Below are 19,969 nucleotides of genomic sequence, written 5' to 3' on the forward strand. Positions count from 1 at the left end.
CCCCTCCGACCGGTGGCCGATCGGCGGTTGACGGGGCCGCCGGTCAGTGGTGCAGTACACCCAGACCGGAAAGCGCTTTCCACTCACAGTCCCGATGAGGAGGAGCGGATGGCTGCCGTGAACCGACGAACCTTCCTGGGCGGCGTCGCCGTGGCCGCGTACGCCGCGCCACCCGCAACAGCAGCACCGGAAGCACCGGAAGCACCGGAAGCACCAAACCTCCCGAACCCCCCGCGCGAGGTCACCCTGCACTGGCTGGAGGGCGGCACCCCCGCCACCCACGCGGGCACCACCTGGGGCGTGCCCTGGCCGCGCGGCACCTTCACCCCCGACCAGCGGTTCACCCTCACCACGACCACCGGCACCCCGGTCCCGCTCCAGACCTGGCCCACCGGCTACTGGCCCGACGGCTCCCTGAAGTGGACCGCGCACGCCATCAGCGGCCCGACCGCCGACCGGGAGTACCGGCTGGCCCCGGGCACCCCGCCGGCCCCCGAGCACCCCGTCACCGTCGAGGAGCGGGGCGGTCGGGTCACCGTCCGCACCGGCGTGGTCGAGGTGACCCTGCGCACGCGCGGCGCCGACCTGGTCGACCGGATCGTCCGCGGCGGCCGGGCCGTGGTCCGGCGCGGCCGCCTGGTCTGCCTGCGCCAGGACGGCGACGGCGACGCCGAGACCACCCGGCGGCAGCGGTTCGTCAGCGCGGTGCGCGACGTGGTCGTCGAGCAGCGCGGTCCGGTGCGGGCGGTGGTGCGGGTCGACGGGGTGCACCGGGACGACGGCGGGCGGCGCGAGTGGCTGCCGTTCTCCGTCCGGTTCTACTTCTTCGCCGGCAGCGACGCCGTCCGGATGACCCACACCTTCGTCTGGGACGGCACCGAGGACGACTTCCTGCGCGGGCTGGGCATCCGGTTCGAGGTGCCGATGACCGACCCCCTGCACGACCGGCACGTCCGGTTCGGCGGCGAGGACGGCGGGCTGCTGCGCGAGGCGGTGCGCGGCGTCACCGGCCTGCGCCGCGACCCCGGTGCCGAGGTCCGCCGGGCCCAGGTGGCGGGCGAGCGGCTGCCCGACCCGTCGACCTGGGACGCGCGGGTCAGCAGCCGGCTGGAGCTCATCCCCGCCTGGGGCGACTACAGCCTCGGCCAGCTCAGCGCCGACGGCTTCACCGTCCGCAAGCGCACCAAGCCAGGCCACGCGTGGGTGACCGCGGACGGCGGGCGGCGGGCGCCCGGGTTCGGCTACGTCGGCGGGCCGAGCGGCGGCCTGGCCTTCGGGCTGCGGAACTTCTGGCAGCTGCACCCCACGCAGCTCGACGTGCGGGGCGCGGCAGGCGACCGCGCCGAGGTGACCGTCTGGCTGTGGTCGCCCGACGCCCGCCCGATGGACCCGCGCTTCTACCACGACGGCCTGGGCATGGACACCCACCCGGAGCAGTTGGAGGGCCTCCAGATCACCTACGAGGACTACGAGCCCGGGTTCGGCACCGCCCACGGCGTCGCGCGCACCAGCGAGCTGACCCTGTGGGCGCTCGGGTCGACGCCGGCCAACGACCGGTTGGCCGCGATGGCCGAGGCCGTGCGGTTGCCGCCGCTGCTGGTCGCACCGCCGCGACACCTGCGGGACGCGGGCGTGTTCGGCGACTGGTCGCCGGTCGACCGCTCGACGCCCGCCCGGGCCGCGATCGAGGACCGGCTGGACTTCCTGTTCGAGTTCCACCGCGACCAGGTGGAGCAGCGGCGCTGGTACGGGTTCTGGGATTACGGCGATGTGATGCACAGCTACGACGCCGACCGGCACCAGTGGCGCTACGACGTGGGCGGCTACGCGTGGGACAACTCGGAGCTGTCCACCGACCTCTGGCTCTGGTACGCCTACCTGCGCAGCGGCCGGGCCGACGTGTTCCGGATGGCCGAGGCGATGACCCGGCACACGGGCGAGGTCGACGTCTACCACGCGGGGCCGTGGCGGGACCTGGGCAGCAGGCACAACGTGCTGCACTGGGGGTGCAGCGCCAAGCAGCTGCGCATCAGCACCGCGGCGAACCGGCGGTTCCACTACTTCCTCACCGCCGACGAGCGGGTCGGCGACCTGATGCGGGACCTGGTGGACGCCGACCGGACGTTCCTCGCCCTGGACCCGCTGCGCAAGGTCCGCACCGAGCCCTACGAGCCCGATCCGCGCGCACTGGCCGTCGGCCTGGGCACCGACTGGGGCGCGCTGGCCGCGGCGTGGTTCACCGAGTGGGAGCGCGGCGGCGACCCGGTCGCGCGGCAGAAGCTGCTGGGCACGGTGGAGGACATCGCGCGGCTGCGGAACGGGTTCGTCACCGGCGAGGCGCTGTACGACCTGGGGACGGGTCGGTTCGCCACCGACCGGGTGCAGGTGAGCGTGTCGCACCTGTCCGCGGTGTTCGGCCTGGCCGAGATCTGCGCCGAGCTGGTGGACGCGCTGGACGTGCCCGGGTTCGAGCGGGCGTGGGTGCAGTACTGCCGCCTCTACGGCGCCACGCGGGAGGAGCAGCAGGCCGAGGTCGGCGGCTCGTGGGACCTCGGGTTCCGCCAGATGCACTCCCGGCTGACCGCGTACGCGGCGGCCCGCACCGGGGACGCGGCGCTGGCGCGGCGGGCGTGGGACGAGTTCTTCGCGGGCCAGGACGGGTACGGGCCGGGGCTGCCGTGGCGGTCGACGCGCGTGGGCGGGGCGGACGCGCTGCGGCCGGTGGACGAGGCGGTGTTCGTGTCGACCAACGCGTCGGCGCAGTACGGGCTGGCCGCGATCCAGAACCTGGCGCTGATCGGGGACGCGCTGCCGCCGGACCGGGTGGACCGGTGAGGTCCCGGTCGACGCGTGCCCTCGGGGATCGGGCGGGCGTCGACCGGGGTCGGGGCAGTCGGACTCGCGGCAGCCGGACTCGCGGCAGCCGGACTCGCGGCAGCCGGGCGGGGGTGGAGCTCCGGCGCGCCGGCGGCGACGGTGGGCGTGCGCGCGGGTCCTCCCGGCCCGACCCGGTTCCGCGATCCCGGGTCCACCGCGCGGGTCCTCCCGGCTCGCCCCGGTCCCGCGATCCCGGGTCCACCGCGCGGGACCGGGTGCCGGGCGTTCCCCATACCAGGTGGGGCGGACTCCGCCGGTCGAGTGGTTTGGGTCGGAACGACCACTCGAACGAGTTAGGTTTCCGAGTGTGAAGCGGTTGGCGTGGCTCGTCGTCCTCGCGCTCGTCGTCGGTCTGGTGGCGCCCACCCCGGCGGCGGCGCACACCTCGGCGCACCTGCGGTGCGCGGCCGAGCTGGACTGCACCGCGGCCGAGATCGACCGGATGACCACGGACGAGCGGCTGGAGTTCCTGCGCGCGCTGCAACGCGGGCCCGCCGCCGCGCTGGGCGCGTCCGACCGGTGGCGCAACATCGAGGGCGTCATCGCGTTCTTCCGCGACCGCGACCTGGGCGCGCCCGGCACCTGGGTCTCGCACGTGGACGCGGCCATCCTGGAGGGGATCGAGCGCGGGGTGGCCATCGCGCTCGGCCGGTCCGCGGACGGGTTCGGCAACCCGGGTTCGGCGCGCTGGGCGAGCTACCTGACCAGGTTGCACCGGGGCGAGCTGACCGCGCGCCACGCGCACGACCGGGCGTGGGCCGAGGCCGAGCAGTCCTCCACCGACCACGGCGTCCGGCTCGCCGAGCAGGTCCACGGCCTGCGGCCCACCGGGGTGGAGCGCCGGTTCTTCCTGTTCTCCGAGTTCTACCGCTGGACGCTGCGCAACCGGCCGGTCGTGCTGGACCTGCTGCTGGTCTACGGCCTGCTGGTGCACCCGGACCTGGCGCCGCGCCGGGTGCCGTTCCTGGACTGGTTCACCGACGTGCGCGAGTCCGCACCCGGCTACAAGGGCTCGCAGATCGCCTTCGCGTACGCCGGGTTCGACCCGGTGGGCGGGGTGATCGGCACGATCGAGCTGGTCCTGGTCTACCTGCCGGAGCTGTTCGAGGAGTTCCTGGCCCGCCGGTGACCGCGCCCGGTCGCGGGCGGGCACGACCGGGTCGCCTGCCACCGCGGCCGGGTCACGGCCGGCGCTCGCCGAGGCGGACGACCACCACGCCGAGCAGGGTGAGCACGCCGCCGAGCAGCTGCACCGGCCGCGGCGCCTCGCCGAGCAGCAGCCAGGCGAACACCAGCGCGGCCAGCACCTCGGTGAGCGCCACGAACGACGCCAGGCGGGCGCCCAGCCTGCGGATCGCGGCGATGCCGGTGGCGTAGCCGAGGGCGGCGGTCACCACGCCGAGCAGCACGACCGGCACCCACCAGGGCGCGGTGAACCCGTCGAACGCCGCGGGGGCGGTGCTCGCGGTGAACGGGACCAGGCCGACCGCACCGGCCAGCAGCAGGACCAGGCCGCCGAGCAGCAGGCCGCCGGAGGCCAGCGCGGTGCCGGGCAGGCCGTCCTCCTCGCGCGCCGAGAGCACGAAGTACGCGGCCGCGCCGACCATGGCGCCCAGGGCCCACAGGATGCCCGCGACGTTGGCCCGCGCGCCGGAGAGCAGGTCCAGCACCAGCAGCAGGCCGACGACGGCCAGCAGCGCGCCGAGGACGGTGAGCCGGCCGGGGCGCTGGTGGTGCCGCAGCCAGAGCCACCCCACCACGGCCACCGGGGCGGTGTACTCGACGAGCAGCGCCACGCCGACCTCCATGCGCGCCACCGCGTTGAAGAAGGCGAGCTGGCACCCGGCGACCGCGACCAGGCCGTACCCGACGACGACGCCCGCGTTGCGGCGCAGCAGGTGGGTGCGGCCGCGCAGCTGGAGGACCGCGAAGGGCGCCAGGACCAGCCCGGCCAGCAGCACCCGGGCCGCCACCGCCGCGGCGGCCGACCAGCCGGTCTCCATCAGGCCGCGGCCCAGCGGCCCGGACAGGCCGAACGCCGAGGCGGAGAGGACCGCCAGCCCCAGCCCGGTGCCCCACTGCGTGTTCGTGCGTGTGTCATGCGTCATCGCCGCCATGGCTCATGACGCTATGGACCGACCCGGTAACCTGTCAACGTGCTTTTCACCCATGACACGACCGCCTCCCTGCTGGCCGCGGTCGAGCTGGTGAACACGGCGGTGGAACCGGACACGATGACCGACCCGGCGCAGCTCGACGCGTTCTACGCCAGGCACCGCTACACCGGCTCGCGCACGCACGACACCGGCGAGCTGGACGCGGTCCGCGCCCTGCGGGCCCCGCTGCGCCGCCTGCTGACCAGCGACCGCGACACGGCGGTCGAGCTGGTCAACGAGACCCTGGCGGCCTACCGGGCGGTGCCCAGGCTCGTCCGGCACGACGGGCTCGACTACCACATCCACGTGGTGCACCCCGACACGCCGTTCGCCGACCGGATCGCCGCCGAGACGGCCATGGCGATGATCGACGTCATCCGGGCCGACGAGATGAGCAGGCTGTCGGTGTGCGCCGACGAGACCTGCGACGGCATCGTGCTGGACCTGTCGCGCAACCGCTCGCGCCGCTACTGCAGCACCACCTGCGGCAACCGGCTCGCGGTGGCCGCTTATCGGGCCCGGAAGCGGTAGCTCGACAGCGGTGGACGAGGGCGGCGGGGTCGAAGAGGGCGGGGTCGAAGAGGGCGGGGTCGAAGAGGGCGAGGTCGAAGAGGGCGAGGTCGAAGAAGGCGGTACCGAGGGCCGAAGCGCCGAGAGGAGCCGAAGCGCCGAGAGCGGCGGGGCCGATCGACCCGGCCGCCCGGCCGCCCCCGCTCAACTCCGGTTGGCCGCCTCCGCCGTCTCCGCCAACCACCGCTCGTCCAGCGGCGACCCCGGGAACCGGGCCAACCGCCGCATCGGGATGGCCCGCACCATCCGCCCCGCCTCCGGGTCGTCGAGCATGCCCTCCATCCCGGTCCCGGCAACCACTCCCCGCAGCCGCGAGGCCGCCCACGGGTGGGCCAGCCACTGCTCGGCCGTCGAGTCGGCCGACAGGGGCGGGACGATCCGCTCACCGGCCAACCGCACCCCGGCGCGGCACCGGATGTCCCGCGACGACGCGCCCACCAGCACGGTGAACCCACCGGGCTCGACCACCCAGCGCCCCACCCCGGTGTGCCAGAACGCGAAGGCCCGCGAATCGAGCGGCAGGACCACCCTGGTCGACTCCCCCGGCGCCAGGTCGACCTTGGCGAACGCCCTCAGCTCCCGCTCCGGCCGGAACACGCTCGCCTCGTCGTCCGACACGTAGACCTGCACGACCTCCTTGCCGCGCCGGTCGCCCGCGTTGGTCACCACCACCGACACCCGCGCGCCGCTCCCGTCGACCTCCACCTCCAGGTCCCGGTAGTCGAACCGGGTGTAGGACAGCCCGTGCCCGAACGGGTACGCGACCGGCAGCCCGTGGGCGTCGTACCAGCGGTAGCCGATGAGCAGGCCCTCGCCGTAGCGGACCACGTCGTGCTCGCCCGGGAAGTTGCCGATCGTCGGGTTGTGCTCCAGGGCGACCGGGATCGTCTCGGCGAGCTTCCCGGACGGGGTGACCACCCCCAGCAGCAGGTCCGCGACGGCGGCGCCGCCGGCCTGACCGGGCAACCACGCCTCCAGCAGGGCGTCGGCGTGCCGCTGCCACGGCTCGACCTCGACCACCGAGCCGTTGGACAGCACCACGACCACCCGCTCCGCGACGGCCGCCACCGCCTCCAGCACGGCGACCTGCTCCCCGGGCAGGCGCAGGTGGGTGCGGTCGTAGCCCTCGGACTCCCCCGAGTCCGGCAGCCCCAGGAACACCGCGGCCACGACGCCCCGCGCGGCCTCCACCGCCTCGGCCAGCAGCGCTCCGGCGTCGCCGGAACCGTCGAGGGTGAAGCCGGGCGCGAACCGGATCTCGCGCCGCGCGGTCCGGCGCAGCGCGGTCAGGGCGTCCTCCACCCGGGTCGCGGTCACCCGGGACGAACCGCCGCCCTGGAAGCGCGGCGTGCGGGCGAACTCGCCGACGACCGCGAGCGGGCCGCCGTCGGGGTCGAGCGGCAGCGCGCCGTCGTTCTTCAGCAGCACCGCGGACTCGGCCGCGGCCTCCCGGGCCAGGGCGTGGTGCGCGTCCTCGTCGTAGGTGGCGCCCGCCGCCGGTCGAGCCTTGGCGACGAGCTCCAGCACGCGTGCCGCGGCGCGGTCCACCTCGGCCTCGTCGAGCGCGCCGGCGTCGAGCGCGGCCAGCAGGGCGTCCCGGCCGGTCCCGCCCGACGAGGGCATCTCCAGGTCCAGCCCGGCGGCCAGCGCCCTGACCCGGTCGTAAACCGCGCCCCAGTCGGAGACCACGCACCCGTCGAAGCCCCACTCGTCGCGCAGCACCCCGGTGAGCAGCCACCGGTGCTGGGAGGCGAACTCCCCGTTGACCCGGTTGTAGGAGCACATGACCGTCCACGGCCGCGCGCGGGTCACCACGCGCTCGAAGGCGGGCAGGTAGACCTCGCGCAACGTCCGCTCGTCCACCTCGGCGGACACCGACATGCGCGCGGTCTCCTGGTTGTTGGCGGCGAAGTGCTTGACCGACGTGCCGACGCCCTGGCCCTGCACGCCCTCCACCACGGCCACGCCCAGCTCACCGGCCAGCAGCGGGTCCTCGGAGAAGTACTCGAAGTTCCGCCCGCACAGCGGCGAGCGCTTCATGTTCACGCCCGGCCCGAGCACGACCGACACGCCGAGCGCCCGCGCCTCCCGCCCCAGCGCGGCGCCGATCCGCCGCAGCAGGTCGACGTCCCACGAGCAGGCGGTGGCCGCGGCGACCGGGTAGGCGGTCGACGGGGTCGCGCCGAGCAGGCCGAGGTGGTCGGCGTCCTCGGGTTGGCTGCGCAGGCCGTGCGGCCCGTCGGAGAGCACGACCCGCCCGACGCCCAGGCGCTCCACGGCCCGGGTGCGCCAGAAGTCGGAGCCGTCGAGCAGGCCGACCTTCTCCTCGCGCGTCAACTGCTCCAGCACGGCCGGCACGTCGAGGTGGGGGGTCATGCCCCAGCAGTACCACGTGCCCGCGGGCCCCGCTCAGCGGTTCGCCGGCCCCGCGAACGCCAGCCTGCCCAGCAGGTCGCGCCCCTTCTCGGCGGTCCGGGGCTCGCACAGCACGTCGTAGCGGGTGGCCACGAGCTGCGTGGTCGAGGCGAAGTCGCGCCTGCCGCGCAGCGACGCGTACCCGACCGCCGCCGTGACCAGGCCGAAGAGCACACCCGTGACCAGGCCCGTCAGCAGCGGCGACAGCAGCGGCCCGGTGCTGAACACGCCGAGCAGCAGGCCGACGAACAGGCCGAACCAGGCGCCCGAGGTGGCGCCGCCGGCCAGCACCCGGCCCCAGGTCAGCCGGGCCGTGACGCGCTCGACGACCATGGGCTGCACGCCGACGATCGTGACGTCCTGGACGGGGAACTCGCTGTCGGCCAGGTGGTCCACCGCGCGCTGCGCCTCGGCGTAGGTGGCGTACGAGCCGATCGGCCACCCGGTGGGCGGCACCGGCACCCCGATCGGGCCCCGCTGCCCCAGTGAGGCGGTTGAGTTGATCACCGCTGTCACCTCCGTTGAAGACTCGTGGCGAGATGCCCTCACCTCGTTGGACGAACCGGCACGACCGGGTGTTCCCGCCGGCGGGGCGACCCGGCTCACGCCCGGGTCGGGTCCATCCCGCCCTCGCCCGCGGGCGTCGACTCGTCCGGCCGCGTGTCGGCCGTGCCGGACTGCTCGTCGGCGGCGCTCGGCCGGGCGTGCTCGTCGGCGAAGTCGGGTTCGGCCTCCTCGTCGGCCGCGGTCACGGGGTCGGGCTCCGGTGTGCTCACCCACCCCGGTTACCCCCGGGTTCGGCGGTGAACCCACGCGAAACGGGAGGGCCCGGGGAACCCGGACCCTCCCGTCGGACGTGCGGTGGCTCAGCCGACCCGGCAGGTCAGGCTGGGCCAGCTCCAGTTGCCCCCGTGCTGGATGGTGAAGCCGAAGGTGTTGCCGTTGCCGTTGGGGCGTGCGGTCATCACGTTGCCGCTGGAGTCCCAGGTCGGGCTGGTGTTCCAGGTGGCGATGATCCGCTGCGGAGAGCTGACGGTGACCGTGACGACCCAGTTGTTGGTGCCGGAGACGGTGACCTGGCCGTTGAAGCGGTCGCTCCACTTCTGGCCCTCGGCGTAGGTCGCGGTGCAGCCGCCGGGGTCGGGGTTGGACGAGGTGGTGGTCGGACCGGTCGGGCTGGTCTGGCTGGTGGTGGTCGGGTTGGTGCCCGAGGCGCTGTTCAGGGCGTTGAGGACCGAGGTGTAGGCGGCCTTCTTGTTGCCCGAGCCGTCGAACAGCAGCGGGGTGCCCGAGGAACGCCACGAGTCGCTGTCGCGGATGCCCCACACGGTGATACCGGTGCAGCGCGCGACCGCCAGGCACGCCTGGACCACGCCCTGGTACTGCTGGGCCTGGCTCGAACCCGAACCCTCGATGTCCAGCTCGGTGATCTGCACGTCCACACCCAGCGCGGCGAAGTTCTGCAGCGTGGTGTGGTAGTTCGACGGCACCGGGTTGCCGCTGTTGAAGTGCGCCTGGAACCCGACACAGTCGATCGGCACGCCACGCGACTTGAAGTCCTGCACCATCCGGTACACACCCTGGGTCTTGGCGTGCGACCAGTTGTCGGTGTTGTAGTCGTTGTAGCACAGCTTCGCGTTCGGGTCGGCCGCCCGCGCCGCCCGGAACGCCGCCTCGATCCAGTCGTTGCCCGTGCGCTGGAGGTTCGAGTCACGCCGACCGCCGGAGCTGCCGTCGGCGTACGCCTCGTTGACCACGTCCCAGGCGTAGATCTTGCCCTTGTAGTAGGTGGCGACCTGGGTGACGTGGTTGAGCATCGCGTTGCGCAACGCCGTGCCGGACATGTTCTGCATCCAGCCCGGCTGCTGCGAGTGCCACGCCAACGCGTGCCCGCGCACCCGCTTGCCCTGGTTGCGGGCGTGGTTGACGATCCGGTCACCGTTGCTGAACGAGAACTGGTTCTGGTTCGGCTCCGTGGCGTCCATCTTCATCTCGTTCTCAGCCGTGACCATGTCGAACTCACGGTTGAGGATGCCCACGTAGGTCGAGTCGCCCAGCTTGTTCGCCGCGACCGCCGTGCCGAAGTAGCGCCCGCTCTGCTGCGCCGCCGCGGCGAGCGTGGAGGCGGCGCCACTGGCGGGGGTCGCCACCAGGACGGCGGCACCCGCGGCGGCGGCCACCAGGGTCGACACCAGGGCGACCCGTGATACCGACTTCACTGTCAGCGTCATTTTCAGTGCTTTCTGAGGAGCACCCGCGAAAGCGCGGGTGTGCGGCCTGGAACCATCAACAGTATTAACCGGGACATATCACCGGATCAAGCCCCGGAGGAGCTTCCGGGCAAAGCCAAAAGTATCGAAAAGATGCGAAACTACACTCACGGTGCACCCTGTGGCGCCAATCACCAATTCAAGCGCTCCGCTGGGCTCAAGAATTCCCCGGAATGTTTAGCGGGGTGTGCTCGAACCAGTCGAACCACGCGGTGCCGGCGGTGGCGTACAGGCCGATCACCCGACCGGTGAAGCCGGTGGCGACCTCCGTGGACAGGTACCTGCCGTCCAGCTCGGCCAGCGGCTCGTCGCCGACGTGGAAGACGAGGTAGTCGGGCGCGGCGACGTGCAGCCCCGTCGGCTCGTCCTCGGCCTGCGGGAGCTGCCGGGTCCAGTGGGTGGTGATCGCGAGGGTCACCGGGCCCGGCGGCACCGGGCGCGTGGCCGTGGTCTGGCGCAGCGGCCCGATGCGGGCGATGACGCTGACCTGCCCGTCCGCGACCTCCAGGTCGTAGTGGTGGGCCTCGTCGAGGCGCACCGACAGGCCGGCGCGGCCGGAGCCGGGGTCCAGCAGGACGGCGGTGCGGCTCTCCGGGTACCGCTGGCGCCGGCCGACGAGGGTGGCGCCCGGCCGGTCCAGGGTGGACCCGGTGGCGTGCAGGGCCAGCCACCCCGGGCGCTCGGTCAGCGACCACGAGCCGTCCGGGCGCGACCGCGGCGAGATCCAGGCGGGTGCGAGGTCGGGTGCGTCGAAGTCGTCGCGCGCCGGGTCCGCCTCGACCGGGTGCCAGCCGCTCGGCGCCCGTTCCCGCAGGTTGACGGGGTCGACGTGCGGCCAGCCGTCCTCCCAGCGCACGGGGGTCAGGAAGGTCTCGCGGCCCAGCACGTGGAAGTTGGGGCTGTAGCCGCGCGGGCGGGTGGCGAGCAGGACCATCCACCACTGGCCGTCCGGGGTGGTGACCAGGTCGGCGTGGCCGGTGCTCTGGATCGGGCGGTTGGTGCCGCGGTGGGTCAGGATCGGGTTGTGCGGCGCGCCCTCCCACGGGCCGCGCGGCGAGCGGGCCCGCGCGATGGCCACGGTGTGGCCGCGCTCGGTGCCGCCCTCGGCGATCAGCAGGTACCACCAGTCCCCGACGCGGTACAGGTGCGGCGCCTCCGGCCACTGCAACCCGGTACCGGCCCAGGCGGGGAACGGCCCCTCCAGCACCTTCCCGGCCGCCGGGTCGACGCGGGCGACCTGCACGCCGTGGAAGCTGGGCCCGCTGGCGCCCGCGAACGCGGACCAGCAGTTGCCGTCCTCGTCCCACACCAGGTCGGGGTCGATGCCGGGCAGGTCCAGCCACACCGGGTCCGACCAGGGGCCCTCGGGGCGCTCGGCGCTGACCACGAAGTTGCCGCCGCTGGACACGTTCGTGGTGATCATCCAGAACCGGCCGTCGTGGTGCCGGATCGTGGGCGCGTAGATGCCGTCGGACGCCATCGCGTCGGCGGGCAGGGGCAGCTGCGAGGGCCGGTCCAGGACGTTGCCGATCTGCCGCCAGTGCACCAGGTCCCGGCTGTGGAAGATCGGCACGCCCGGGAAGTACTCGAAGCTGGAGCACACCAGGTAGTAGTCCTCGCCGACCCGGCACGCGCTGGGGTCGGGGTGGAACCCGGGGATGACGGGGTTGTCGAACAACGGCGTGTCGGGGGTCGATGACGTCATGGTTTCCCTTGTTGTGCGAGGGCTTCAGCCCTTGAAGGCGCCGTCGAGGATCCCGGCGACCATGCGGCGGCCGACGAGGACGAACAGGACGACCAGCGGGATCGTGGCCAGGAACGAGCCGGACATGGCCAGGCCCAGGTCGACGTCGTAGCTGTTCTGGAGCGCCTTGATGGCGATCTGGGCGGTGTAGCGCTCCGGGGACTTGAGCACGATGAACGGCCACAGGAAGTCGTTCCACGCGGTCACGAACCCGAACAGGCCCAGCACGAACGCGGCCGGCCGCACGATCGGGAACGCGATGCGCCAGAACACCTGCCACGTGTTCGCGCCGTCGATCGTGGCGGCCTGCACCAGCTCGTCGCTGATCGTGGCCGTGATGTGCTGCCGCATCCAGAAGATGCCGAACGCGCTGGCCAGGCCGGGCACCACCAGGGCCTGGAGGGTGTCGACCCAGCCCAGCGTCGACATGATCATGTACTGCGGGATGACCGAGAGCTGGGTGGGCACGGTCATGGTCAGCACGACGACCAGGAACAGGGCGTTGCGGCCGGGGAAGCTCAGCTTGGCGAAGGCGAACCCGGCCAGCGCGCACAGCACCGCCTGGCCCACGCCGATGGCCGTGGCCACGACCAGGCTGTTGAGCAGCGCCTGGATGAACGGCACCGTCTCCAGCACCAGGCCCAGCAGGTGGAAGAAGTTCCCACCCGGCACCACCTCGGGCGGCATCCGGGTCGCCGTCGCCGTGTCCGTGGTGGCCACGATGAACATCCAGTACAGCGGGAACAGGCAGGCCACCGTCGCGGCGGTCAGCAGCAGGTAGGTCCACCAGCGGACCCGGCCGGGACGCCGGCCGCGCGTCGCGGGTGCCGTCATCGGTCCGTCCTTCGCGGGGGCCGTCATCGGTCCGCCCTGATCCGCGCGGACAGCAGGTAGTTGATCGCGGCGATGACCACGATCATCACGAACAGCGCCACGCCGATCGCCGAGCCGTAGCCGAACGCGAACTCGCCGAAGCCCTGCTCGTAGAGGAACAGCGTCAGCGTCTGGCACTGCCGCACCGCGCCGCACGTCAGCGGCGCGCCGGTGGCGATCAGCAGCGGTTCGGTGAAGATCTGCAACCCGCCGATGGTGGAGGTCACCACGGTGAAGATGATCACCGGCCGCAGCGACGGCACGGTGATGTGGCGGAACTGCTGCCACGCGCCCGCGCCGTCGATGGCCGCCGCCTCGTAGACCGCGCGGGGCACCGCCTGGAGCGAGGCGAGGTAGAGCAGCGTGGTGTAGCCGAACCACCGCCACGTCACCATCGTGGCGATCAGCACGTGGCTGCCCCAGGTGGACTGGACGAAGTCGACCGGTGCCACCCCGACCAGGCCCAGCAGCCAGTTCAGCAGCCCGTAGTCGCGGTCGAACAGCTGCGCGAACACGATCGCGGTGGCCGCCACCGAGGTGATGTAGGGCACCAGCATCGACATGCGGAAGAACAGCGCGAACCGCAGCCGGGCGTGGTTGAGCACGTGCGCCAGCACCAGGGCCAGCAGCAGCTGCGGGACCGTGGACAGCGCCCAGATGCTCACCGTGTTGCCCGCGGCGTTCCAGAACCGCGGGTCGCCGAGCATGCGGGTGAAGTTGTCCGCGCCGATGAACACCTGGTCCCCGATGGGGTTCCAGTCGAACAGCGCGACGTAGAAGGTGAAGGCGAACGGGAACAGCCCGAACACCGCGAAGATGACGAAGAACGGGGCGATGTAGGCGTACGCCGACAGGCGCTCCCCCCACCCCCGGGTCACCCCGGGGGTGGGGGGTGGCGCGGCCGGGCGCTCCAGGGTGAGCGGGGCGGCCACGGTGCTCACTTGCCGATGGCGGTCTTGATGTTGCGCACCGCGTCGTCCCACGCCGTGGCCGGGTTGCCGCCGCTCTGCTCGACGTTGGTGATGGAGTTCAGGAACTCCTGGCCGATGGTCGCGCTGTCGGGGCCGATGTAGAACGGCTTCAGCTCCAGCAGCGCGTCGGTGTAGATCTTGCCGGTGGGCGCGTTGGAGAAGAACGGGTCCTTGGACTCGGCGAGCTTGGCGTCCTGGTAGACCGAGGGCGTCGACGGCAGGGCGCCGGACCGGCCGAAGTGCTCCAGCTGTCCCGCCGGCGACTGCATCTCCTTGATGTAGTCCCAGGCCGCCTGGGGGTTCTTCGCGCGCTTGGGGATGGCCAGGTAGCTGCCGCCCCAGTTGCCGGCGCCGCCGGGGATCTTCGCGATGTTCCACTTGCCGTTGGTGTCGGGCGCGGTGCTGCGGATGGTGTTGAGCATCCACGACGGCGCGGACACGGCCGCGTACTGGCCCTGCGCCATGCCGGCGCTCCAGGCGCTCTCGAACGACGACTGCCCGGCGGTGATCCCCGCGGTGGCCGCCTTGATGCCGAGGTCGAACGCCGCCTTCACCTCGGGGTTGCTGTCGTAGACCAGCTTGCGGTCCTTGTCGTAGTACTTCGCCGAGACCTGGTTGACCGCCTGGTAGAACACGCTGGTCGCGGCGTTGTCGGTGAACGCCTTGCCGGTGGCCTGCTTGTAGCGCTTCCCGGTCTCGATGAACGCGTCCCACGTCGGCCACAGCGCGCTGACGGCCTCCGGGTCGGTGGGCAGGCCCGCGGCGGCGAACAGGTCGGTCCGGTAGGCCACGGCCATGCCGCCCACGTCGGTGGGGATGCCCAGCACCTCGCCGTCCTTGGCGATGCTCTGCGTCATCACCCAGTCCAGGTAGTCGCCCTTGATGTCGTCGGCGCCCAGCGTCCGCAGGTCGACGAAGTTCTGCGGCTGCTCCACGAACTTCGGCAGGTTGTCGCCCTGGATCAGCACCAGGTCCGGCACCTTGCCGCCGGCCAGCGCCGTGGTCAGCGCCTGCGCGGTCTCCGTGGAGGTGCCCACCTCGGTCAGCTTGATGTCGATGTCCGGGTGCTTCTGCTTGTAGGCGTCGACGGACGCCTTCTGGTTGATCGCGGCGAAGGACCAGAACTCGAAGGACTTGCCGTCACCGCCCCCACCGCCGCCGCCCCCACCGGGCGTGCAGGCGGCGGCGACCAGGGCGAGTGCTGCGACGGCGGGCAGCAAATGCGAGCGGAGGGTCACGGCGTTTCTCCAAGTTGTCCGAGGCGCGCGGCGCACAGCCTCGTTGAGCAATCGAAAATTTTCGTTACGAATCCCGATTGTTAGCGTTCACGACCGTAAGCTGAGTCACAACTTTCGTCAAGAACTCTCTGGTGCGGGCTTTGCCGACGGGCGGCGAAACTGTTTCGCAGCCCCTCCCGGGTTGGAGCTAAAAAGTGGGGCCGAACTTTTAGCTCCCGGTGCGCGCAGTCCGGCCCCGGTGGAATACCGGTCCTGCCGAACTGCCAACGTCAACTCCCGGTTCCCCACGAGCCGCCGGTGCGCCAGTAGACGGTGTAGTTGAAGCCGTGGGCGTCGTGGAACGGCCGGAGGTCCACGGTCGCGCCGTCGGCGCGGGCGGTGAACGCCAGGGGCGACGTGCCGGTGCGGGTGATGGAGCCGGTGTCCAGCGACGGTGGCGCCGACAGGGCGGTGTCGCCGTAGTCGCCCGCGAGCACCACCGGCCCGTAGGTCACGGCGACGACGCCCGGGTCGTCGTTGGCGGGCTGGACCACCACGCGCATGGGCAGCCGGAGCGTGACCACGTCGCCGGACGACCACGCCCGGGTCAGGCAGGCGTAGGTGCCGGGTGCGGCGGTGACGTCCCGGGGCACCCCGTTGACGCTGACCCGCGCGCCGTTGGCCCACGTCGGGATGCGGAACTTCATCGTCCACGTCCCGCCGACGCCACCGGTGACCGTCAGGGTGGTGGTGTCGCTCGCCGGGTAGGTGGTGGTCTGGGTGACCGTGATGTCGCGGGAGGACCACGTCAGCACCGAGGACGCGTAGAGGTTGACCACCAGCGTGGTGCCGTTGTGGAAGTAGATCGAGTCGGCCAGCTTGGTGTTGGTCTCCAGCGCCGTGCCCTGGCAGCACCAGAACGAGCCGTAGTCGGTGCTCCAGTTGCCGCCGCCCCACGCGGGGCCGGTGTCGCCGCGCCGGTGGCCGGGGTTCAGGCCGGTGAAGTAGCAGACGCGCCCGTGCTCGTCGGACGGGTCCTGCTGGCCGATGAGGTGGTTGAGCAGGGCCCGCTCGTAGTAGTCGAAGTAGTCCACCCGGTCGGGGTCGAGCAGCCACAGCTCGCGGGTCAGCTTGAGCATGTTGTGGGTGTTGCACGCCTCGGCCGTGTCGGTGTCGAGGTGCGCGGCGATGGCGTTGGGCGCGCGGAAGTGCTCGGCCTGGCTGTTGCCGCCGATCACGTAGGTGTGCGCGCCGACGGTGAAGTTCCAGGCGTTGACCGCGATGTTGCGGTACCGGGGCGTGCCGGTGGCCTTGTACTCCCGCACCGCGCCGACCCACTTCGGCACCTGCGTGTTGGCGTGCAGGCCGTCGAGCCGGTCGTGGCCCGCCGCCAGGGGCGTGAACGCGTCCGCGTGGTCGAACCGCTGCGCCGCGACCAGCCACCGGGGGTCGCCGGTCCGCTGGTACAGGTCCGCGAGCACCGCGTTCATGCCGCCGAACTCCGTGCCCAGCACGGCCTGCATCCGGTTGTAGGACAGCCGCGCGGTGCGCCGGTCCACCCAGCCGGCCAGGCCCAGCAGCACGTCCCGGGCCTGCGTGCCGCCGATGTGGCGCCACACGTCCAGCAGGCCGGCCAGGGTCTTGTGCAGCGCGTAGTACGACACCGCCCTGGGCGAGCCCGCCTCCAGCGCGTCGAGGTCCGACTCCGGGAAGCCGGACAGGTAGCCGGTGTTGAAGCCGGCCGCGCCGTTGTTGGCCTGGCACTTGGCCAGTTCCGCGACCAGGTGGTTGGCCTTGTCGCGGCACGTGGTGTCGCCCAGCACCGCCCACGCCTGCGCCCAGGCGGTGAGGAAGTGGCCCTGGCTGTGCGTGCGGAACGGGAAGTCCGGCGCCTCCCAGCCGCCCAGCGGCGCCGCGCCGCCGGTGGGCAGCCGGTGGTTGGCGCGGAAGTTGTAGAGCAACCGGTCGACGTCGACGAACCGCAGGTAGGACAGCGTCCGGTCCTGGTTGTCCAGCCACCGGCCCGAGGTCAGCCGGACCTCGGAGAGGTCGAACGGGTAGGCGGACACGCCCGCGTCGTCCCTCACGGGCGCTCCCGCGGGGTGGCGGCCCCCCACCCGGCGAGGGCAGTCGCCGGGCGGGGGACCTCCGGGGTCCGCTGCCGCGTCAGGAGCACGCGGTGCCGTTCAGCACCGGTGACGAGAACGGCGGCGTCGCCCCGCTGTAGCTCGCGTTGTACCCGATGGTGGCGGTGCCACCCGTGGCGAGCGAGCCGTTCCAGGACGTGTTGGTGACGCGCACGGTGTCGCCCGTGTCGGTCCACGTCCCGTTCCACCCCTGCACGACGGTCACGCCCGGTGCCGAGAACGTGAGGGTCCAGCTGCTGATCGCCGCACCCCGGTTCGTGATCACGACCTCGCCGGTGTACCCGCCCGACCACTGGCTGACCACCCGGTGGGTCACCGCGCAGCCGCCACCGGGGTTGTTGCCCGTGGTGGTGGTCGAGGTGGTGGTGCTGGTGGTGGTGATCGGGCCGGCGGCGATGGCCAGGTCGTAGGCGCGTTGGGGCACGAACTGGCCGGCCTGGGCGATGCAGCCGTCGGCCTCGCCGGGCAGCTTGACCCACAGGAAGGCGTCGATGCGGGAGTCGCCGGTGGTGGTCGTGCTCGGCGTGCCGATGGCCCGGCCGGCCGGGTCGCACCACTCCTCGCCCAGCGGGCCCTTGCCGTTGCGGCTGGTGTCGATCACGGCCTTGAGCCGGGAGTCGCCCACCGCGTTGAGGATGTTCTTGACGTAGTTGACCTCGTCGGAGGTCCAGCGGTAGTTCGACACGTTGGAGGCGATGCCGTCGGCGCTGTTGGAGATGTCGGCGGCGCGCAGCCGGTTGGCCGCCTCGGACGGGGTCAGCCAGGCGGAGTTGCCGATGTCGTAGTACACCCTCGCCTGCGACGACCCGGCCTTGAGCCGCTTGCCCGCGTACGCCATCGACGCCCGGGTCTCGGCCTGCTGGTTGGCGTCCTGGCAGTTGGACATGATCGGCAGCACGTCGGGTTCCAGCACGATCGACGCCGGACGGCCGGCCAGCCCGGCCGCGACCTCGTCCACCCACGCCCGGTAGGCCGAGTGCGAGGGCGCGCCACCGCCGCTGGCCCCGCCGCAGTCCCGGTTGGGGATGTTGTAGACCACCAGGATCGGGATCTTGCCCGCCGACGCCGCCGCACCCACGAACGCGCTGACCTCCGCCCGCACCGACGAGGTGTTGGTCGTGGTGAACCACCGCGCCTGCGGCACCGACGCGATCCGGTCCCGGATCACCCCCGCCCGCGAGTCGCCCGGGTTCTGCGCCACCCACCGCGCCGCCGAACTCGACGGATCGGCGTAGAACGGCGAATCAGCCGCCTGGGCGGCCGTGCCACCGGCCAGCGCCAGGGCCGCGGCCACGAGCGCGCCCGACAGCGCGGTCGCGGCCGCGACCTGCTTGTTCCTCTTCATCGAAGCTCCTCTGACGAGTTCAGGCGAGGGCGCACGCCGCGCCGTTGAGCGCGAACGAGGTCGGCTTGCCCGCGTCACCCGTGTGACCGGCCTGGAAGCCGATGGCCACCGACGCGTTCGGGGCGATGTCGGCGTTGTAGGAGACGTTCCTCGCCGTCACCTGGCCGGACGTCGGGGAGTACGACGCGTTCCAGCCCGAGGTGATCGTCTGCCCGCCGGGCAGCGTGAAGACCAGGGACCAGCCGGAGATCGGCGCCGAACCGGTGTTGGTGATGGTGATCGACGACGTCAGGCCGTTGTTCCAGGCGTTGATCGTGTTGGTCACCCGGCACGACTGCCCGCCCGGGTCGGTCGAGGTGGTCGTGGTCGTGGTGGTCGTCGTCGTGGTGGTCGTGCTCGTGGTGGTCGTCGTCGTGGTCGTGGTGCCGCCCGGGGTGCCCTCGAACTGCGAGAAGAACCTCCAGACCTCGCCCTTGGTCCACGTCCGGGCGCCGTTCTCGCAGGAGCACCCGTCCACGGGGCCGGGCGTGTGCCCGCCGTCGAACGCGGCCCACACCACCGGGTACCCGGCCCGGCACCCCGTGTACGCGGTGACGACGTGCGTCAGGCTGCCCGCGGCCGGCTCGCGCGGGTTCGTGGCCGTGCAGCCGTTGTTGCGGACGAACCTGTCGCGCAGCGACCGGCCCTGGGAGATGTTGAGCACCGTGTCGCCGATGCCGTGGATGCCCAGGTACGCCACGGGCTGCGTGCCACCGTCGCACCCGCTCAGCTGCGCGCCCGAGAACACCGCCACCGCCCGGAAGACGTTCGCCCGGCCGCACGCGAGCGAGTAGCTCATGCCGCCGCCGTAGCTGAAGCCGGTCGCGAAGCGCAGGTTGGTGTCGACGCACAGGGCGGCGTCGATCCTCCTGATCATCTCGTCGACGAACGCGGTGTCCTGGCCGCCGCTGTTGGGCCACGCGTTGTCGATGCCCTGCGGCGCGACCAGGATGGCGCTGTTGTTCGACAGCTCCTGCTGGCCGTAGTAGGCCCACGACGTGCCGCTGCTCCCGCCCGTGGCGACCTCGTTGGCCGTGCCGCCCCACCAGTGGAAGGCGAAGATCAGCCGGTACGCCCGGGTGTTGTCGTAGTTGGCGGGCACCCTCAGGATGAAGGTGCGGTTCTGCCCGCCGCTCTGGATGGTGTGCGTGCCGCTCGCCAGCCCGGGTGCCTTGCCGCACCCGGCGGTCGTGGCGGCGGCGCCGACACCGGCGGTCGTGGCGGGCTCGGCGAGCGCTCCGCTCAACGCCGTGCCCGCCGTGGCCAGTGCCAGGAACGCCGCGACGACGGCTGCCCCCAGTGTGGACCTGTGCCTCATCACGCGTCTCCTTCCGCTGTTGGGATG

The 19,969-nt window shown here is 72.4% G+C and carries 15 protein-coding genes; 3 read left to right on the forward strand and 12 right to left on the reverse strand.

Translation table 11 applies throughout. The features are described 5' to 3' along the window. The first annotated feature begins 108 nt into the window (after positions 1 to 108). Together EKG83_RS32480 and EKG83_RS32485 are read left to right on the forward strand one after the other, a co-directional pair. Positions 109 to 2,835, forward strand: a complete 2,727-nt coding sequence (locus tag EKG83_RS32480; protein ID WP_033434875.1) for an exo-rhamnogalacturonan lyase family protein — start codon at positions 109 to 111, stop codon at positions 2,833 to 2,835. Between the two features lie 349 nt (positions 2,836 to 3,184). After that, positions 3,185 to 4,006 (forward strand): hypothetical protein, encoded by an 822-nt coding sequence (locus EKG83_RS32485; protein WP_033434876.1) that lies wholly within the window; start codon positions 3,185 to 3,187, stop codon positions 4,004 to 4,006. 52 nt (positions 4,007 to 4,058) lie between these two features. Here the strand turns inward: EKG83_RS32485 and EKG83_RS32490 are convergent, their stop codons facing one another. Then, positions 4,059 to 4,985 (reverse strand): EamA family transporter, encoded by a 927-nt coding sequence (locus tag EKG83_RS32490; RefSeq protein WP_211269257.1) that lies wholly within the window; start codon positions 4,983 to 4,985, stop codon positions 4,059 to 4,061. 48 nt (positions 4,986 to 5,033) lie between these two features. Here EKG83_RS32490 and EKG83_RS32495 point away from each other — a divergent pair, with 48 nt between their 5' ends. Continuing rightward, positions 5,034 to 5,564 (forward strand): CGNR zinc finger domain-containing protein, encoded by a 531-nt coding sequence (locus EKG83_RS32495; protein ID WP_033434878.1) that lies wholly within the window; start codon positions 5,034 to 5,036, stop codon positions 5,562 to 5,564. Positions 5,565 to 5,747: 183 nt separating this feature from the next. On the opposite strand, the gene EKG83_RS32500 is transcribed toward EKG83_RS32495, so the two are convergent. The 11 genes from EKG83_RS32500 to EKG83_RS32550 form a co-directional block, all read right to left on the reverse strand. Further along, positions 5,748 to 7,979 (reverse strand): glycoside hydrolase family 3 C-terminal domain-containing protein, encoded by a 2,232-nt coding sequence (locus tag EKG83_RS32500; protein WP_033434879.1) that lies wholly within the window; start codon positions 7,977 to 7,979, stop codon positions 5,748 to 5,750. 33 nt (positions 7,980 to 8,012) lie between these two features. After that, positions 8,013 to 8,525, reverse strand: a complete 513-nt coding sequence (locus EKG83_RS32505) for a general stress protein (protein WP_084717054.1) — start codon at positions 8,523 to 8,525, stop codon at positions 8,013 to 8,015. Between the two features lie 95 nt (positions 8,526 to 8,620). After that, a complete protein-coding gene (locus EKG83_RS32510; protein ID WP_153278596.1) occupies positions 8,621 to 8,794 on the reverse strand; it encodes a hypothetical protein in 174 nt (57 codons plus the stop codon). A 90-nt stretch (positions 8,795 to 8,884) separates the two neighbouring features. Beyond that, positions 8,885 to 10,249 (reverse strand): endo-1,4-beta-xylanase, encoded by a 1,365-nt coding sequence (locus tag EKG83_RS32515; protein WP_153278597.1) that lies wholly within the window; start codon positions 10,247 to 10,249, stop codon positions 8,885 to 8,887. A 196-nt stretch (positions 10,250 to 10,445) separates the two neighbouring features. Further along, positions 10,446 to 11,993: a glycoside hydrolase family 43 protein gene (locus EKG83_RS32520; protein ID WP_033434881.1), complete on the reverse strand. Its 1,548-nt coding sequence runs from the start codon at positions 11,991 to 11,993 to the stop codon at positions 10,446 to 10,448. A 24-nt stretch (positions 11,994 to 12,017) separates the two neighbouring features. Then, positions 12,018 to 12,866 carry a carbohydrate ABC transporter permease gene (locus EKG83_RS32525; RefSeq protein WP_033434882.1) on the reverse strand — a complete coding sequence of 283 codons (849 nt, stop codon included), beginning with the start codon at positions 12,864 to 12,866 and terminating at the stop codon, positions 12,018 to 12,020. A 23-nt stretch (positions 12,867 to 12,889) separates the two neighbouring features. Beyond that, positions 12,890 to 13,846: a carbohydrate ABC transporter permease gene (locus EKG83_RS32530; RefSeq protein WP_033434883.1), complete on the reverse strand. Its 957-nt coding sequence runs from the start codon at positions 13,844 to 13,846 to the stop codon at positions 12,890 to 12,892. After that, positions 13,843 to 15,114, reverse strand: coding sequence for an ABC transporter substrate-binding protein (locus tag EKG83_RS32535; protein WP_033434884.1), 1,272 nt, complete (start codon positions 15,112 to 15,114; stop codon positions 13,843 to 13,845). Before EKG83_RS32535 ends, EKG83_RS32530 begins: the two co-directional genes overlap by 4 nt. A 269-nt stretch (positions 15,115 to 15,383) precedes the next feature. Beyond that, positions 15,384 to 17,180, reverse strand: coding sequence for a beta-L-arabinofuranosidase domain-containing protein (locus EKG83_RS32540; RefSeq protein WP_228122303.1), 1,797 nt, complete (start codon positions 17,178 to 17,180; stop codon positions 15,384 to 15,386). Positions 17,181 to 17,259: 79 nt separating this feature from the next. Continuing rightward, on the reverse strand, positions 17,260 to 18,585 hold the full coding sequence (locus EKG83_RS32545) for a glycoside hydrolase family 6 protein (protein ID WP_153278598.1): 1,326 nt from the start codon (positions 18,583 to 18,585) through the stop codon (positions 17,260 to 17,262). A gap of 19 nt (positions 18,586 to 18,604) precedes the next feature. Beyond that, positions 18,605 to 19,945, reverse strand: a complete 1,341-nt coding sequence (locus tag EKG83_RS32550; RefSeq protein WP_407690738.1) for a cellulose binding domain-containing protein — start codon at positions 19,943 to 19,945, stop codon at positions 18,605 to 18,607. Between the last annotated feature and the right edge of the window lie 24 nt (positions 19,946 to 19,969).

Origin of the sequence: Saccharothrix syringae (assembly GCF_009498035.1) — a bacterium.
Taxonomy (GTDB): Bacteria; Actinomycetota; Actinomycetes; order Mycobacteriales; family Pseudonocardiaceae; genus Actinosynnema; species Actinosynnema syringae.

Bases quoted from the DNA above. Each gene is read 5' to 3' on its own strand.
- EKG83_RS32515 (WP_153278597.1), bottom strand. From the start codon at position 10,249: ATGACGCTGACAGTGAAGTCGGTATCACGGGTCGCCCTGGTGTCGACC.
- EKG83_RS32500 (WP_033434879.1), bottom strand. From the start codon at position 7,979: ATGACCCCCCACCTCGACGTGCCGGCCGTGCTGGAGCAGTTGACGCGC.
- EKG83_RS32525 (WP_033434882.1), bottom strand. From the start codon at position 12,866: ATGACGGCACCCGCGACGCGCGGCCGGCGTCCCGGCCGGGTCCGCTGG.
- EKG83_RS32545 (WP_153278598.1), bottom strand. From the start codon at position 18,585: ATGAAGAGGAACAAGCAGGTCGCGGCCGCGACCGCGCTGTCGGGCGCG.
- EKG83_RS32520 (WP_033434881.1), bottom strand. From the start codon at position 11,993: ATGACGTCATCGACCCCCGACACGCCGTTGTTCGACAACCCCGTCATC.
- EKG83_RS32480 (WP_033434875.1), top strand. From the start codon at position 109: ATGGCTGCCGTGAACCGACGAACCTTCCTGGGCGGCGTCGCCGTGGCC.
- EKG83_RS32490 (WP_211269257.1), bottom strand. From the start codon at position 4,985: ATGACGCATGACACACGCACGAACACGCAGTGGGGCACCGGGCTGGGG.